This is a genomic window from Nocardioides sp. GCM10028917, assembly GCF_042666175.1.
Classification (GTDB): Bacteria; Actinomycetota; Actinomycetes; order Propionibacteriales; family Nocardioidaceae; genus Nocardioides.
Genome location: NZ_JBHTFL010000008.1, coordinates 183986 through 198403, shown reverse-complemented (window position 1 = coordinate 198403; position 14418 = coordinate 183986). Strand labels below are relative to the sequence as shown.

The 14418-nt window shown below is 71.8% G+C and carries 16 protein-coding genes; 5 read left to right on the top strand and 11 right to left on the bottom strand.

Translation table 11 applies throughout. The features are described 5' to 3' along the window. Positions 1 to 56: 56 nt before the first annotated feature. The 3 genes from ACFQW6_RS17390 to ACFQW6_RS17380 are packed head-to-tail and all read right to left on the bottom strand — an operon-like array spanning position 57 to position 3198. On the bottom strand, positions 57 to 1142 hold the full coding sequence (locus tag ACFQW6_RS17390; protein WP_378548186.1) for a phosphotransferase family protein: 1086 nt from the start codon (positions 1140 to 1142) through the stop codon (positions 57 to 59). Then, positions 1139 to 1948 (bottom strand): SDR family NAD(P)-dependent oxidoreductase, encoded by an 810-nt coding sequence (locus tag ACFQW6_RS17385; RefSeq protein ID WP_378548183.1) that lies wholly within the window; start codon positions 1946 to 1948, stop codon positions 1139 to 1141. Before ACFQW6_RS17385 ends, ACFQW6_RS17390 begins: the two co-directional genes overlap by 4 nt. After that, positions 1945 to 3198: an acyl-CoA dehydrogenase family protein gene (locus ACFQW6_RS17380; protein ID WP_378548181.1), complete on the bottom strand. Its 1254-nt coding sequence runs from the start codon at positions 3196 to 3198 to the stop codon at positions 1945 to 1947. Before ACFQW6_RS17380 ends, ACFQW6_RS17385 begins: the two co-directional genes overlap by 4 nt. 28 nt (positions 3199 to 3226) lie before the next feature. Between ACFQW6_RS17380 and ACFQW6_RS17375 the strand changes: the two genes are divergently transcribed. Next, on the top strand, positions 3227 to 3853 hold the full coding sequence (locus tag ACFQW6_RS17375) for a TetR/AcrR family transcriptional regulator (protein WP_378548179.1): 627 nt from the start codon (positions 3227 to 3229) through the stop codon (positions 3851 to 3853). A 12-nt stretch (positions 3854 to 3865) separates the two neighbouring features. Here the strand turns inward: ACFQW6_RS17375 and ACFQW6_RS17370 are convergent, their stop codons facing one another. Both ACFQW6_RS17370 and ACFQW6_RS17365 read right to left on the bottom strand, forming a co-directional pair. Next, positions 3866 to 5461, bottom strand: coding sequence for an MXAN_6640 family putative metalloprotease (locus tag ACFQW6_RS17370; RefSeq protein ID WP_378548176.1), 1596 nt, complete (start codon positions 5459 to 5461; stop codon positions 3866 to 3868). A gap of 62 nt (positions 5462 to 5523) precedes the next feature. Beyond that, entirely contained in the window at positions 5524 to 5919 is a 396-nt protein-coding gene (locus tag ACFQW6_RS17365) for an adenylyltransferase/cytidyltransferase family protein (protein WP_378548173.1), read from the bottom strand. Positions 5920 to 5956: 37 nt separating this feature from the next. Between ACFQW6_RS17365 and ACFQW6_RS17360 the strand changes: the two genes are divergently transcribed. After that, on the top strand, positions 5957 to 7276 hold the full coding sequence (locus ACFQW6_RS17360) for a DUF445 domain-containing protein (RefSeq protein WP_378548170.1): 1320 nt from the start codon (positions 5957 to 5959) through the stop codon (positions 7274 to 7276). Between the two features lie 14 nt (positions 7277 to 7290). Here ACFQW6_RS17360 and ACFQW6_RS17355 read toward each other — a convergent pair whose 3' ends face one another. Continuing rightward, positions 7291 to 8520 carry a phospholipase D-like domain-containing protein gene (locus tag ACFQW6_RS17355; protein WP_378548167.1) on the bottom strand — a complete coding sequence of 410 codons (1230 nt, stop codon included), beginning with the start codon at positions 8518 to 8520 and terminating at the stop codon, positions 7291 to 7293. 19 nt (positions 8521 to 8539) lie between these two features. Between ACFQW6_RS17355 and ACFQW6_RS17350 the strand changes: the two genes are divergently transcribed. Then, positions 8540 to 8794 carry an RNA-binding S4 domain-containing protein gene (locus tag ACFQW6_RS17350; protein ID WP_191195078.1) on the top strand — a complete coding sequence of 85 codons (255 nt, stop codon included), beginning with the start codon at positions 8540 to 8542 and terminating at the stop codon, positions 8792 to 8794. 43 nt (positions 8795 to 8837) lie between these two features. On the opposite strand, the gene ACFQW6_RS17345 is transcribed toward ACFQW6_RS17350, so the two are convergent. Both ACFQW6_RS17345 and ACFQW6_RS17340 read right to left on the bottom strand, forming a co-directional pair. Further along, positions 8838 to 9638, bottom strand: a complete 801-nt coding sequence (locus ACFQW6_RS17345) for a hypothetical protein (RefSeq protein WP_378548164.1) — start codon at positions 9636 to 9638, stop codon at positions 8838 to 8840. After that, the gene (locus ACFQW6_RS17340) at positions 9635 to 10531 is read right to left on the bottom strand and encodes an ABC transporter ATP-binding protein (protein ID WP_378548161.1); all 897 of its coding nucleotides are present in this window, start codon (positions 10529 to 10531) and stop codon (positions 9635 to 9637) included. The genes ACFQW6_RS17345 and ACFQW6_RS17340 overlap by 4 nt, the downstream gene beginning before the upstream one ends. Before the next feature lie 140 nt (positions 10532 to 10671). Here ACFQW6_RS17340 and ACFQW6_RS17335 point away from each other — a divergent pair, with 140 nt between their 5' ends. Beyond that, positions 10672 to 11835: a sensor histidine kinase gene (locus ACFQW6_RS17335; protein ID WP_378548158.1), complete on the top strand. Its 1164-nt coding sequence runs from the start codon at positions 10672 to 10674 to the stop codon at positions 11833 to 11835. After that, a complete protein-coding gene (locus tag ACFQW6_RS17330) occupies positions 11832 to 12515 on the top strand; it encodes a response regulator (RefSeq protein WP_378548155.1) in 684 nt (227 codons plus the stop codon). Before ACFQW6_RS17335 ends, ACFQW6_RS17330 begins: the two co-directional genes overlap by 4 nt. A gap of 16 nt (positions 12516 to 12531) precedes the next feature. Here ACFQW6_RS17330 and ACFQW6_RS17325 read toward each other — a convergent pair whose 3' ends face one another. The 3 genes from ACFQW6_RS17325 to ACFQW6_RS17315 all read right to left on the bottom strand — a co-directional run bounded on the left by ACFQW6_RS17325 (position 12532) and on the right by ACFQW6_RS17315 (position 14412). After that, the gene (locus tag ACFQW6_RS17325) at positions 12532 to 12903 is read right to left on the bottom strand and encodes an FKBP-type peptidyl-prolyl cis-trans isomerase (RefSeq protein ID WP_378548153.1); all 372 of its coding nucleotides are present in this window, start codon (positions 12901 to 12903) and stop codon (positions 12532 to 12534) included. 103 nt (positions 12904 to 13006) lie between these two features. Then, positions 13007 to 13438, bottom strand: a complete 432-nt coding sequence (locus ACFQW6_RS17320) for a CBS domain-containing protein (protein WP_378548150.1) — start codon at positions 13436 to 13438, stop codon at positions 13007 to 13009. Positions 13439 to 13521: 83 nt separating this feature from the next. Then, entirely contained in the window at positions 13522 to 14412 is an 891-nt protein-coding gene (locus ACFQW6_RS17315) for an inositol monophosphatase family protein (RefSeq protein ID WP_378548147.1), read from the bottom strand. Positions 14413 to 14418: the final 6 nt, after the last annotated feature.

The following is a 14418-nucleotide window of genomic DNA, read 5'->3' as shown; positions in this document are numbered from 1 at the left end:
GTCCCCGCGGCGTTGTTCGGAGGAGCGAAGCGGGGGAGAAGAACGTCGTGGGGTGTTCATGACGCCCCTGGCTCGTCGATGAGTCCGTCGAGCCGGCGACCGATGATCTGCACGGCCGGTCCGAAGAGGGCGTACATCTCGTTGGTCGTCTGCCCGTGGAAGTACCGGTAGTAGATCTGCTGGGCGATGACGGCCATCCGGAACAGCCCGAAGACCTCGTAGAACCGCCACTGCCCGGGCGTGACCGACCGGCCCGTGCGCTCGGCGTACGCCGCCACGAGCTCGTCGCGGGTCAGCATGCCGGGCAGGTGCGTCGGGACCCGCCGCATCATCTGGAACTCCGCGGTGTCGTCGGCCTGCACCCAGTAGGCCATCGAGCCGGCGAGGTCCATCAACGGGTCACCGAGGGTCGCCATCTCCCAGTCGAGCACCCCGACGACCCGGGTGACGTCGTCCTCGGCGAGGACGAGGTTGTCGAGCTTGAAGTCGTTGTGGATCACGCAGGTGGCGACGTCGTCCGGCTGGTGCGCGTCGAGCCACGCCATCACCGCCTCGAGGTCGGGGACGTCCTCGGTGCGGGCGTTGCGGTAGCGGGTCGACCAGCCGTCGACCTGGCGCCGGACGTAGCCGTGCCCCTTGCCGAGGTCGGCGAGCCCGGCGGCTGCCGGGTCGATGCCGTGCAGCTCGGCGAGCACGTCGACCGCGTGCAGGCACAGCTCGCGTGCCTGCTCGGCCGACAGCGGGACCTCGGCTGGCCACTCGCTGCGGGGGATCACGCCGGGGATGCGGTCCATGGCGTAGAAGTCGCCGCCGATGACGTCGGCGTCGTCGCAGAAGGCGACCATCGACGCGACGTGGTCGAAGACCGGCGCGAGCGCCGACTGGATGACGTACTCGCGGTGCATGTCGTGCGCACCCCGGGCCTTCGTGCCGGCCGGCGCCCGTCGCACGATGAGGTCGCGGCCGGAGGGGTAGCGCAGCAGGTAGGTGAGGTTCGAGGCGCCACCGGTGAACTGCCGGACCTCCGGCTCGCCGTCGAGCCCGTCGGGGGTTGCGGCGTTGGCGCGGAGCCACGCCGCGACCCGCGCGACGTCGAACGCGTCCTCCTCGCGCACCTCGCGAGCGCCCGGGACCGCCGTCATGACATCCCTCCCGAAGGCGCGTCGGTCCCTGAGGAGCCGAGGGACGAGGCGTCTCGAAGGGCGAGCTTCCGCGCCTGGTCGCGCATCACGGCGTCATACGCCGGTCGGTCGGACCACTTGAGGAGGTAGGCCTGCCGCGCCGCCTCGTCGGGGACGATCACGTCCTCGCCGGCGTCCATGCCCGCCAGCACGGCCGCGGCGATGTCGTCGGCCGTGACCTGCGAGCGCTCGACCAGCGCGCCGATGACACGGCCCACCGCCTCGTCGCTGCCCTGCATCGAGTCCATCAGGTTGGTGCGGAAGTAGGAGGGGCAGACCACGCTCGCCCGGATGCCGTACGACGCCAGCTCGTGGCCGCAGGTCTCGGTGAACGCCACCACCGCGGCCTTCGTCGCGTTGTAGGAGCCCATCCCGCCCGGGTGGACGAGGCCGGCTAGCGAGGCGACGTTGACGAGGTGGCCGGAGCCCTGCTCCTTGAGCATCGGGACGAAGGCCCGGGTGCCGCGGACCATGCCGAAGAGGTTGATGTCGGTGATCCACTGCCACTCCTCGAGCGTGCAGCGGTCGACGCGTCCACCGCCGGCGACTCCGGCGTTGTTGACCAGGACGTCGAGGCCGCCCCAGCGCTCGCGGACGGCGTCGAGGGCAGCGGCCCAGTCGTCGTCGGAGGTGATGTCGAGGACCAGGTCGATGCCGACGGCGGCGACGCGGTCGGTGGCGAGCACCTCGTCACCCCGCGCCCGGAAGGCCGTCACGAGCGCGGCGCCGAGGCCGGAGGCGGCGCCGGTGACCAGCACGCGCCTCATGACGTGTGCTTCCCGAGCTCGATCTTGGCGATCACGTTGCGGTGCACCTCGTCGGGGCCGTCGGCCAGGCGGAGGGAGCGTGCGCCGACCCAGGCCGACGCCAACGGGAAGTCGTCGCTGAGCCCGCCACCGCCGTGCAGCTGGATCGCCATGTCGATGACGTCGAGGGCCATGGTGGGCACCTCCACCTTGATCTCGCTGACGGCCGAGTAGGCCTCCCGGCTCATGCCCTGGTCGAGCAGCCACGCGGCGTGCATGACGAGCAGGCGGGAGCGGTTGATCGCGATGCGGGCGTCGGCGATGCGCTCGCGGTTGCCGCCGAGGTTGGCGATCGGCTTGCCGAAGGCGGTGCGCGAGACCGCGCGGGCGCAGGCCAGCTCGAGGGAACGCTCGGCGAGGCCGATCGCGCGCATGCAGTGGTGGACCCGGCCCGGGCCGAGCCGTCCCTGAGCGATCTCGAAGGCGCGACCCGGGCCGAGGAGGACGTTGGACGCGGGCACCCGCACGTGGTCGAAGGAGACCTCGCCGTGGCCGAGCGGCTCGTCGTGGTAGCCCATGGTGGTGAGCATCCGCTCGACCTTCACGCCCGCCGCGTCGCGCGGCACGAGCACCATGGTGTGGCGCGAGTGCCGATCGGCCTCGGGGTCGGAGAGACCCATGAAGACGAGGACCTTGCAGTCGGGGTTGCCGACGCCGGTGGACCACCACTTGCGCCCGTTGATCACGATCTCGTCGCCGTGGACCTCCGCGGTGGCGGCCATGTTGGTCGCGTCGGAGGACGCGACGGCAGGCTCGGTCATGCAGAAGGCGCTGCGGATCTCCCCGCGCAGCAGGGGCTCGAGCCACTGCTCGCGCTGCTCGTCGGTGCCGTACTTGAGCAGCACCTCCATGTTGCCGGTGTCGGGCGCGTTGGAGTTGAAGACGAGGGGAGCGAGGAACGAGCGCCCCATCGCCTCGGCGACGGGTGCGTAGTCGACGTTGGTGAGGCCCTCGCCGCCGTCGGTGCCGAAGTCGGCGGCGTAGCGGCCGGCGTGAGCGGCGGGGAGGAAGAGGTTCCACAGGCCCTGGGCGCGTGCCTTGGCCTGCAGCTCGCCGATGACCGGGTCGGGGGTCCAGCTGTCGCCGCCGGACTCGCGCAGCCGGGTGATGCGCCGGTGCGCCTCGGCCTCGACCGGCTCGATCTCGTCGGCGACGAACGCGCGCACGCGGTCGCGGAGGTCGGCGGCGCGCGGGGAGAGGGAGAAGTCCATGGCGTTGACCTTCGCACACTGTTGAGCAATGCTCAACAACATGTCCGACGCCGACCAGACCGTGTCCCCAGGAGCCCCGGCCGTACGCCGTCGGCTGAGCGCGGACGAGCGCCGGCGCCAGCTCGTCGCCATCGGGCTCGCCAAGATCGTCGAGACGCCGATCCAGGACCTGTCGATGGACGACATCGCCACGGAGGCCGGCATCTCGCGCGGCCTGCTGTTCCACTACTTCCCCACGAAGACCGACTTCTACCTCGCCTGCATCGCGGCCGCCGGTCGCCGAATGCTGCGCACCACCGCCCCCGACGAGGGCGCGACGGGGGACGAGCAGGTCGAGACGGTGACCCGGTTGATGATCGAGCAGATCGAGCGCCGGCGCGGGTTCTACCTCGCGCTCGTCCACGGCCACGGCGTCGCCGACCCGCGCGTCAGCGAGGTCATGGACTCGGTCCGAGACGGCAGCACGGAGCGGGTCATGAGCGCGCTCGACGTGCCGGAGGCCCGCCGCGACGTCGTACGCGCGTGGTGGGCCTACACCGAGGACCGGGCGCTCACCTGGTCGGCAGTGCCGACCGGCGAACGCCCGGTCCCGTTGTCGCGGCTGGTCGAGGAGTGCGTCGCCGCGCTCCACGCCCTGCTGCGGATCAGCTCCTGACGGGGTCGCCCGTCACTTGGTGACGCGCCCCTTGACGGCGAACCGCAGCCGGTCGTCGAGTGGCTTGCCCGCGCAGGCGAGCAGGGTCCTGCGCCCGCAGTCGTAGCGCGTCGAGCCGTTGACCAGCGTCACCGTGACGGCGCCGACCTTGCGGTTGTCGAAGGGCACCTTGATGCGCCCGTCGCCACCGCCGTTGAGGCGGACCGTCTTGACCTTGCGCGTGCCGTCGAGCTGGTGGACGACCACCACCGCGGCCGGCGAGCTGCGCTTGGCGGGCCCGGAGACCTGCAGGCTCAGCTTCCACTTCCTGCCGTCCAGGCCCTTGCCGGGTCCGTAGACGTAGGACGCGGAGGCCAGGTGGTTGACCTTCGTGCCGAAACGCTTGGCACGCTTGCGCTTGCTCAGCAGCTTGGCGCCGCGGACCTTGGGGCCGGGGTACTCGGCGCCCTCGGGGAAGTTGGCGGCCGGGGTCAGGTTGCCGGCGGCGAACCGGGCGTAGTTCTTGGTGAAGCCGCCCTTGCGCTTGAGCACCTTCTGCAGCGCCGGGAGGCTGTTCTTGCCGCCATCCTTCTTCAGGCTGCCGGCCTGCTTCCAGGTCTTGAGCACCAGCCCGTTGCCGTAGCGCGCCGTGAGGTACTCCCAGAACACCCAGTTGCCGTACTGGAAGCCGTTGGTGCGGCTGAAGGCGTCGAGCGGGATGTTGGGCGCGTAGATCTGGCTGACCGGGAGGTACTGGCGGTTGTCGTTGACCGCGGTCGCGATCCGCTCCTCCATCCAGGTGGCCGTGGACTCCATCATCCACGGGTCCTCGGCGTAGTCGTAGGCGTACTGGACGGCGTGGAAGAACTCGTGCCCAGCGGTCACGACCAGGTTGTCGAGCGGCGTGCCGTTGGGGAACTGCGCGGCGGCGAAGTCGTTGTCCAGCACGCAGTAGCCCGATGCGGTGCGCTTCTTGGCCTTGTCCTCACCGGCGCAGAAGCCGTAGAGGTCGCCGCCGAGGTCCTTGAGGTAGACGTCGAAGAGGGGACTGCCTCCCCGCGAACGGTCGCGCACCGGCGCGCGGTAGCCCATCTGGTCGACGATGGTGGTCCACACCGAGTCCATCACCGCGAGGTTCTGGGCGGGCCAGTCGGGCGACGGCGGGGCGTCGGTGCCGGTCGGCACGTAGTGGACGCACAGGCGCGTGTTGCACAGCGGCGCGGCCTCGGCGACGCTGTAGCCGAAGCCCTGCGGGTCGGTCACGCCGTCGGTGGGACGGGCCAGCATGGCGTCCGCCTGGCGGCGCTCGGCCCCGGTCAGGCTGGACCGCTTCATCCAGAGGTCGCGCAGCACCAGCGTCGCGGACGGGTCGCTCGGGCGGGCATCGCCCGCGAGGACACGGCGCGCGGTCGCGAGCGTCTCCGAGGCCGTCGGCTCGACCTGCTCCTCGAGGACCGGCAGGGCCGGCTCGGGCGTGAGCTCGAGCAGGTCGGCGGGGTCGAGGACCCCGGCCGATCCAGGGACGGACCCGGGCGTGCCGGAACGGTCGGTGTCGGCAGCGACGGCCGGGGCGCCGAGCGCACCGCCCACCAGTGCGATGGCCACAGCGGTGGTCAGGATTCTGCGCATGGTTCCCCTCGTGTCGGTCATGTCCGGGTCGACCCTAACCCGGCGACCTCGCCGGGAGCGGGTCACAGATCCGCGATGTGCTCGATGATCGCGGTGGTGGAGATCGCCGGGGTGCGGGCGAGGTAGACGACCTCGCAGACGTCCCCGAGCTCGTCGAACTTGCCGGCCCAGTCGTCGCCCATCACGAGGACGTCGGCGCCGTGCTCGAGGACGTAGTCGCGCTTCTGCTCGAGGCTCTCCTCGACGAAGACGGCGTCGACGACCTTGAGCGCGCCGACGATCGCGAGCCGCTCGCGCTCGCTGAAGATGGGAGCACGGCCCTTCTTGCGCTCGTTGAGGGCGTCCGCGGACACACCCACGACCAGCCGGTCACCGAGCGCGGCGGCACGCTCGAGGACGCGCAGGTGCCCGACGTGGAAGACGTCGAACGTCCCGAAGGTGATCACGGTGCGAGGCATGCGCGGCATTCTGGCACGGTCGGGGAGGATGGCTGGCATGGCCGCCACCTCCGCCACCTCCTCCGCTCGCTCGTCGTCGAGCTCCCCTCCGAGCCCGCCCCCGATCTCGCTGATCACACCTGATCCCGGGATGGACGAGGCCCGTCGCCGCGGGCTGCGTCGGATGCGAACGGTCGCCGTGGGTCTGCTGCTCCTCGCGGCCTGCGTGTACGCCGCCACGCTCGGGCGCGACGGGTTCTGGGGCTTCGTCAACGCGGGGGCCGAGGCCTCGATGGTCGGCGCGATCGCCGACTGGTTCGCGGTGACCGCGCTGTTCAAGCACCCGCTCGGCCTGCCCATCCCGCACACCGCGCTCGTGCCCAAGCGCAAGGACGAGCTTGGCAAGGGGCTCGAGGAGTTCGTGGGGGAGAACTTCCTCCAGGAGGACATCATCCGCGAGCGGGTGGCCGCCGCGACGATCTCCGCCAGGGTCGGGGCCTGGCTGGCCGAGCCGGCGCACGCCCGGCGAGTGGTCGACGAGGTGGCCGAGGTGGCCGTGATCGCGCTCGGCAAGGTCCGCGACGACCACGTCGCCGACCTCGTCACGCACGCCCTCGTGCCACGTTTCCGCGAGGAGCCGATCTCGCCGCTCCTGGGATCGACGCTGATGGAGGTGCTGCGCGACGACCTGCACCACGGCCTGGTCGACCTCGCGGTCGACGAGCTGCACAGCTGGCTGGTCGAGAATCCCGAGACGTTCACCCGGGTGCTGGAGGAGCGGGCGCCGTGGTGGGCGCCGCCCAAGCTCAACGACGCCGTCACCTCACGCCTGCACGTGCAGGCCCTGGCGTGGCTCGAGGACATCCGCGACGACCCGCACCACCGCGCCCGCGAGGCGCTGGACTCGATGCTGGGGCAGCTGGCCCACGACCTGCTCAACGACGAGGAGACGATCCGCCGCACCGAGGCGCTCAAGGAGCGCCTGCTGGAGCACCCCCAGGTCGTGACGACGGCGATCTCGCTGTGGAAGGCGATGCGCTCGGCGCTCCTCGGCTCGATCCGGGACCCCGAGGGAGCCGTGCGCCAGCGGCTCTTGGCCGAGCTGAGCGCGTTCGCGGAGCAGCTGCGCGACGACGCCGCGCTGCGCGAGCGCCTCGACCGGATGGCCGCGGACGTCACGGTCTTCGCGATCGAGCGCTACGGCGCAGAGGTGACCACCGTGATCACCTCCACCATCGAGCGCTGGGACGGCAAGGAGGCGGCGCGTCGCATCGAGCTGCACGTCGGCCGCGACCTGCAGTTCATCCGGATCAACGGCACGATCGTCGGCGGGCTCGTCGGTGTGCTGATCCACGCGATCAGCCTGGTCGTGCTCTGACGAGCCGGTTTCCGTCAGGCGCGACAGGGCTTCATCACGGGCATGACCCGCGACCGGCTCTGGTGCGCGCGGGCGTACGCGTCGTCGAAGTGCGCGAGGTACTGGTCGTGCAGCCAGCGGTCGTCCACCACGCGGAGCATCACCTCGTCGTTGTAGAGCAGGCCACCGCACGTGGTGTTGGAGGTGCCCGTCACCACGAGGTGCGTCACCTTGCCGCGGAACCTGGCGTGCGCGACGAGCATCTTGTCGTGGGTCAGCACGGTGCGGACCTGGCGGTCCGGGATGTCGCCGCTGGGCAGCTCGCGCTGCACCCAGTTCTCCACCGTGTCGCGCGAGGTGACGATCCGCACCCGGCAGCCCCGGTCGGAGAGCCGCGCGAGCTGGGCTCGTACGTCGGCGCGCTGGATCACCGCGACCATCGCCGAGACGTCCCGGGCGCCGCGCGTGCAGGAGATGTCCTTCAGCGTCGAGAGCAGCAGGTCGCTGCGGTTGGGGTAGACGGCCGCCGTCAGCGGCCCGTTCTTCCACACCTTGCGACGGTCGTCCCACCGCTCGCCGTCGAGCGTGAGGCTCTGCGCCTCCATCCGGGAGAAGTACGCCACCCCGAAGACGTAGAGAGCCGGGTCGTCGATCTTGATGAACGAGTTGTACTGGCGGTACTGCCGGTCCTCGAGGTTGGCCGAGGACGTCATGAACGACTGCACGCCGCCGATGTCGGTGACGTAGAACTTCAGGTGCTGCACGTCCTGGCTGTCGGGATAGGGGCCGGGTGCGCGCCACGGCAGGCAGGCGCCGTCGCAGATCGTGACGTTGCGTCGCGCCGGGTCCTGCTCCTCGAGGGTGGTGATCAGGCGGCGTCCCTGCCTGTTGAGGCGGAGGTCGTCGTCACCGACCAGGAGCACCGTGGCGCCGCGACGCTGGGCCGCGAGGATGGCGTCGGTGGGCGGCTTGATGTCCCAGCGGAACATCGCGATCCGGATCGTGTCGCCGGGGCCGGCCGTGTCGAAGAGCCGGCTCGGGCGGTCGAGCACGGTCGGGTCGGACGTGACGGTGGGCGGGGAGGTGAAGCACACCTCGACCCCGGCCTGTGCCTGGCAGCCGCTCTTGCCCGCCGTCTTGCCCGCCGTCTTGCCCGCCGTCTCGGCGGGACGTGCGCTCGCCGGGGCGCCGGGGGTGGTGACGGCCAGCAGGGGCGTCGCGAGGCAGAGCGACGCCGCAGCGAGGAGGAGGCTTCGGATGCTCACGGACACCTACCCTAGAGACATGTCACCGACCAGCGAGCCCGTCGACGTCCCGATCCGTGACGAGTCGATCCGGCTCGGCCAGTTCCTCAAGCTCGCCAACCTCGTCGAGAGCGGCGCTGAGGCGAAGCCGGTGATCGCGGACGGCGCGGTGCAGGTCAACGACGAGGTCGAGACGAGACGGGGCCGCCAGCTCGTCCCCGGTGACGTGGTCACGCTGGGCGGGCTGGCGGCCCGTGTCGCCACCGGGGAGGTCGAGATCGACGTCCCGTGGTGAAAGGGTGGTGAGGGTGATGACGGGGTGAGGTGGGAGCCCCGGGCTACTTCACCTCACGCGTCAGCACCCGCCAGGTGCCGACCGCCAGGGGCAGCAGCACCCACACGCCGACGCCGGTGCCGAGCTGGGCCCAGTCCTGGCCCGCCATCTCCCCGTCGAACAGCGGACGCGTGACCGAGTCCAGGTCGATCCAGCGGCCCACGTCCGCGAGCGAGCTGAAGACCTGCGTGGCGATGGTCCACGCCGTGGGAAGGACCAGGACCGTGACGATGGCCACCGGGGTGTTGAGGAACAGCAGCCCGAACGCGACGCCCTGCAGGACGTAGATGAGCAGGGCCAGCACCAGACCCGCTCCGGCCGCGGCGTCGAGGTCCCACGTCCCGGTGCCGGCCAGGTTGGCGAGGGCTGCGGCCGCGAAGGCGACCGCCGTGACGACCAGGCCCAGCGCGAGGGCGCCCAGTGCCTTGGCGAGCACGACGCGGCCGCGGCGCGGCTCGAGGGTGAAGGTGACCAGCCCGGTGCGCTGGGTCCACTCCGCGGTGGCCGCCATGATGCCGATGACCGGCAGCAGCAGGGCCAGCGGCAGCGTGGCGATCTGCAGCAGGTTGTCGAAGGTCGCGTCCTCGGCCGGGCCCCAGAGGACGAATGCGGCCAGGATGAGGACGGTCAGCGCGGCCATCACGATGACCATCCAGCGACCGGCGCGGGTGTCGACCATCTTGCGCGCCTCGGCCTGCAGGGTGCGCGAGAACGGCACTCCGGGACGCCCCGGCAGGGCGGAGGCGGTGCCGGACGTGGCGCCGCCGACGACGGGTGCGGTGTCGGGCTGGGTCTCGGTGCTCATGCAGCGTCTCCTTCACGAGAGGTGGCGGCCGTGAGGCCGAGGAACATCTCCTCGAGGCCTTCCGAGCCGCCGGAGCGCAGCTCGAGCAGGACGAGGGACTCGCGGGCGGCGATCTCGCCGACCACGCGGGGCTCGGCCTCGACGACCAGGCCCGAGCCGGTACGGGTGACGGGCACGTCGGCGGCTTCGAGCAGCTGGGCGAGGCGGGCGTCGTCGGTGGACGACACCGAGGTGCCGCCGCGGCTGAGGAGCTCCTCCTTGGAGCCCATCGCCACGATCCGGCCCCGACCGATCATCACGAGGTCGTCGGCGACGATCTGCACCTCGTGCAGCAGGTGGCTCGAGAGGAGCACGGTCCCACCGCCGTCGGCGAAGCGGCGCAGCAGGCCGCGCATCCAGTGGATGCCCTGCGGGTCGAGGCCGTTGGCGGGCTCGTCGAGGACGAGGACCTGCGGCTCGCCGAGGAGCGCCGCCGCGATGCCGAGACGCTGGCGCATGCCGAGGGAGTAGTTCCGGACGCGGCGACCGGCCTCCTCGTCGGTGAGGCCGACCAGAGCGAGCGCCTCCTCGACGCGGGCCTTGGAGACCCCGACCGAGATGGCGGCGACCCGGAGCACCTCGCGGCCGGTGCGGCCGGGGTGCTGGGCGGACGCGTCCAGCATGACGCCGACCTGGCGGCCGGGGTTGTGCAGGTCGCGGTAGGGCTGGCCCAGGATGGTCGCGCGGCCCGAGGTGGGCGGCGTCAGACCGGTCATCATCCGCATGGCGGTCGACTTGCCCGCACCGTTGGGTCCGAGGAAGCCGACGACGCTCCCCGGGCGGACCTCGAACGAGATGTCGTCGACGGCGGTGAACCCGCCGTAGCGCTTGGTGAGGTTCTCGACTGTGATCATGGCTCCAGCCTCGTGCCGCCGGCGGTGCCGGGGCATCGGGCGCAGGGCTCGGCCGGGTCCGACCTCGGTATCGGTCCCGACCACGGGACGACACCTTGGTCGGACGCGGCCGCGCCGGCCGCGAGCCTAGGGTCGGTGCCATGGTGGGGACGGGTCGGCTCGCAGCGACCTGGCGCTACGCCCTCGCGGCGCTCATCAGCCTGGTGGCGTGGGGCGTCCCGCTGATCGGTGCCGCGGACCGCCCGACCGAGCCCGTCGTCCTGTGGTGGCTGGTCGGCGACCCGATCCTCGGGGTGCTCTCGTTCGTCCTCATCCGCTGGCGGCACCGCCAGCCGGCGCTCGTCGCCGGCCTGCTGGTGACCTTCTCCTTCGTCTCCGCATCGAGCGCCGGGCCTGCGTCGTGGATCATCGGCTCGATCGCCTCCCACCGGCGCTGGCGGCTGCTGGCGGTCGTGGCGCCCCTCAACGTGCTCGCCGGGGTCGTGCAGGAGCGGGTGGGCGTCACCGAGGACACCCTGCCCCTGTGGGCCTCCATCGCCTTCGGCTGCCTCGTCGTGGGCATCCTGACCGCCACCGGATACGCGATGGGCGCCCAGCGCCAGCTGGTCGACTCGTACCGGGAGCGTGCGCTGACCGCCGAGCGGGAGCAGCAGGCGCGCGTGGCGCAGGCCCGGGCCGCCGAGCGCACCCGCATCGCCCGCGAGATGCACGACGTGCTGGCCCACCGCATCTCGCTGGTGGCGATGCACGCCGGTGCCCTCGGCTACCGCTCCGACCTGAGCGAGGAGGAGCGGGGGAGTGCCGCGAAGTCGATCGAGGACAACGCGCACCGGGCCCTCTCCGACCTCCGGGCCGTGCTCGGCGTCCTTCGCGACCCGACGCAGCCCGCCGCCGTCGTTCCCGAGCGACCCCAGCCCGGGCTCGACGACATCGCGGCGCTGGTGGCGGAGGAACGTGCCGGCGGGATGCGCGTACGTCTCTCCGACCGGGTCGAGGACGACCCGCCCGCCGCGACGGGGCGCACGGCGTATCGGATCGTGCAGGAGGCGCTGACCAACGTGCGCAAGCACGCACCGGGCACGGCCGTCACGGTGGACGTGGCCGGGTCGATCGCCGACGGCCTGGTCATCGGGGTGCGCAACGCGGCGCCGGTCGGCCCGGCAGCGGCGCCGTCCCTTCCGGCGTCCGGGCTGGGCCTCCTGGGCCTGGCCGAGCGGGCGGCCCTGGCGGGCGGCCGGATCAGCCACGGCACGGACCCGGGCGGCGGCTTCGCGGTGCGGGCGTGGATACCGTGGGACACGTGACGGGAGCGAGCAGCGGGGGCGTCGTGCGGCTCGTCGTGGTCGACGACGACCCCATGGTGCGGGCGGCCCTGCGCATGATGCTGGGCGGCGACCCGGGCCTGGCCGTCGTCGCGGAGGCGAGCGACGGCGAGGAGGCGTTGCGCGTCGTGTCGGCCGCGGACGCCGACGTGGTCCTGATGGACATCCGGATGCCGGTGCGCGACGGGCTCAGCGCCACGGAGCAGCTGCTGGCGGCGGACCCGGGCCTCAAGGTGATCGTGCTGACGACCTTCGACACCGACGACATGGTGCTCCGCGCCCTGCGGATCGGTGCGGCGGGCTTCCTGCTGAAGGACACTCCGCCGGCCCGGCTCGTCGAGGCGATCCGCACCGTGGCGTCGGGCCAGCCGATGCTGTCGCCCAGCGTCACCGCCCAGCTGATCGCCGCCGTCACCCGCACCGACCGCGCCACCGAGGAGCAGGACCGGACGCGGTCGGCCCGCGACGCCCTCGACGCCCTCACCGAGCGTGAGCGCGACGTGGCCGACGCGGTCGCACGCGGCCTCAGCAACGCCGACATCGCGGCCGAGCTCTACATGGGCGTGCCGACCGTGAAGACCCACGTGGGTCGGCTGTTCACCAAGCTGGGCGTCGAGAACCGGGTGCAGGTCGCGATCCTGGTCCACGACGCCCAGGCGTAGGTGATCCCTCAGGCGGTCAGCGGACCTCGAGCAGGTCGACCACGAAGATCAGCGTCTCGCCCGGCTTGATCGCGCCGCCGGCGCCCCGGTCGCCGTAGCCGAGGTGCGGCGGGATGACCAGCCGGCGTCGGCCGCCGACCTTCATGCCCTGCACGCCGGTGTCCCAGCCGGAGATGACCTGGCCGATGCCGAGGCGGAACTGCAGCGGCGTGCCGCGGTTGTAGGACGCGTCGAACTCCTCACCCGAGGAGTGGGCGACGCCGACGTAGTGGACCGAGACGGTGGAGCCGGACGTGGCCTCGGCACCGTCTCCCTCGACGAGGTCGGTGACCTCGAGGTCGGCGGGCGCGTCGCCCATGTGCGGGTCGACGTCGGGCTTCTCGCTCATGCACGTACTCGCTTCGCTCCGTGCGCGCATGAGGCACATGACGCGCTGTGTTGAATGGTCCGCTCGCTGCGCACGCGCACAGTGTCTCCAATCGATGGGTGTGTCAGGTCTGGTGCACGTAGTGGTCGAGCTGGTCGCGCTCGAACTCGAGCTCGCCGATCCGGTTCTTGACCACGTCACCGATGCTGATGATGCCGGTCAGCCGTCCGTCGGCCACCACCGGGACGTGTCGGATGCGGTGCTCGGTCATGGTCTGCATCAGCTCGGTGAGGCCGTCGTCGGCCGCGCAGGTCCGCACCTCGGCGGTCATGATCGAGCTGACCTGGTGGTCGAGCACCGTGGCGTCCTCGTGCAGACGGCGTACGACGTCGCGCTCGCTCACGATCCCGGTGACCCGCTCGCCGTCCTCGCTCACCACCAGCGCGCCGACGTTGTGCTCGGCGAGGAGCGCGACCAGCTCGCGCACGCTGGCCTCCGGCCCGATGGTCACGACCGCCTGGTTGCCCTTGTGCTGGATGACGTCCTTGATCTTCATGGTGGCGCCTCTCGTCCCGCGGAACTGGTGAGAAGTCACCGTAGCCAAGCCGGACAGTGAGGGACAGGGGCGAACGACCCGCCTCAGTCCAGCACCGGTGGGGCCTGCCGGGCGCGCAGGGTGCTGACCGAGCCCGGCCCACGGCGCGGCACGTCGGGGTCGGTGCCGTCGTCGTCCATCGCGCCGAGGAAGGACAGGGCTGCGTCGTGCAGGTGGCCGTTGGAGGCGAGCGCGTTGCCGCCCCACGGACCGGCGGTGCCGTCGAGGGAGGTGAACCGCCCGCCGGCCTCGCGCACGATGACGTCCAGGGCGGCCATGTCGTAGACCTCGAGCTCGGGCTCGGCGGCGATGTCGACGGCGCCCTCGGCCAGCAGCATGTAGGACCAGAAGTCCCCGTAGGCGCGGGTCCGCCAGCAGCGGCGCGACAGCGAGATGAAGTCGTCGAGCCGGTCACGCTCGTCCCAGCCGGACAGGGACGAGTAGCTCAGCGACGCGTCCTCGAGGCGCCGTACGTCGCTCACCTCGCACCTGGTGGCCTTGAGCAGCGAGCGGCCGGTCCAGGCGCCGTTGCCCACCGAGGCCCACCACCGGCGCTGCAGCTGCGGCGCGGAGACCACGCCCAGCACCACCTCGTCGTCGACGGCGAGCGCGATGAGGGTCGCCCAGACCGGCACCCCGCGCACGTAGTTCTTGGTGCCGTCGATGGGGTCGACGATCCACCGGCGCTGGCTGTGCCCGGTCGTGCCCTGCTCCTCGCCGATGACCGCGTCGCGCGACCGGACGCGTGACAGGGTGCGGCGGATGCCCTCCTCGACGGCCTTGTCGGCGTCGGTCACCGGCGTCAGGTCGGGCTTGCTCATGACGTGCAGGTCGAGCGCCTTGAAGCGGGCTAAGGTCAACGAGTCCGCGTCGTCGGCCAGGACGTGGGCCAGCCGCAGGTCGTCGGTGTAGTCGGTGGAGCCGGTGATGGGCATGTCCAC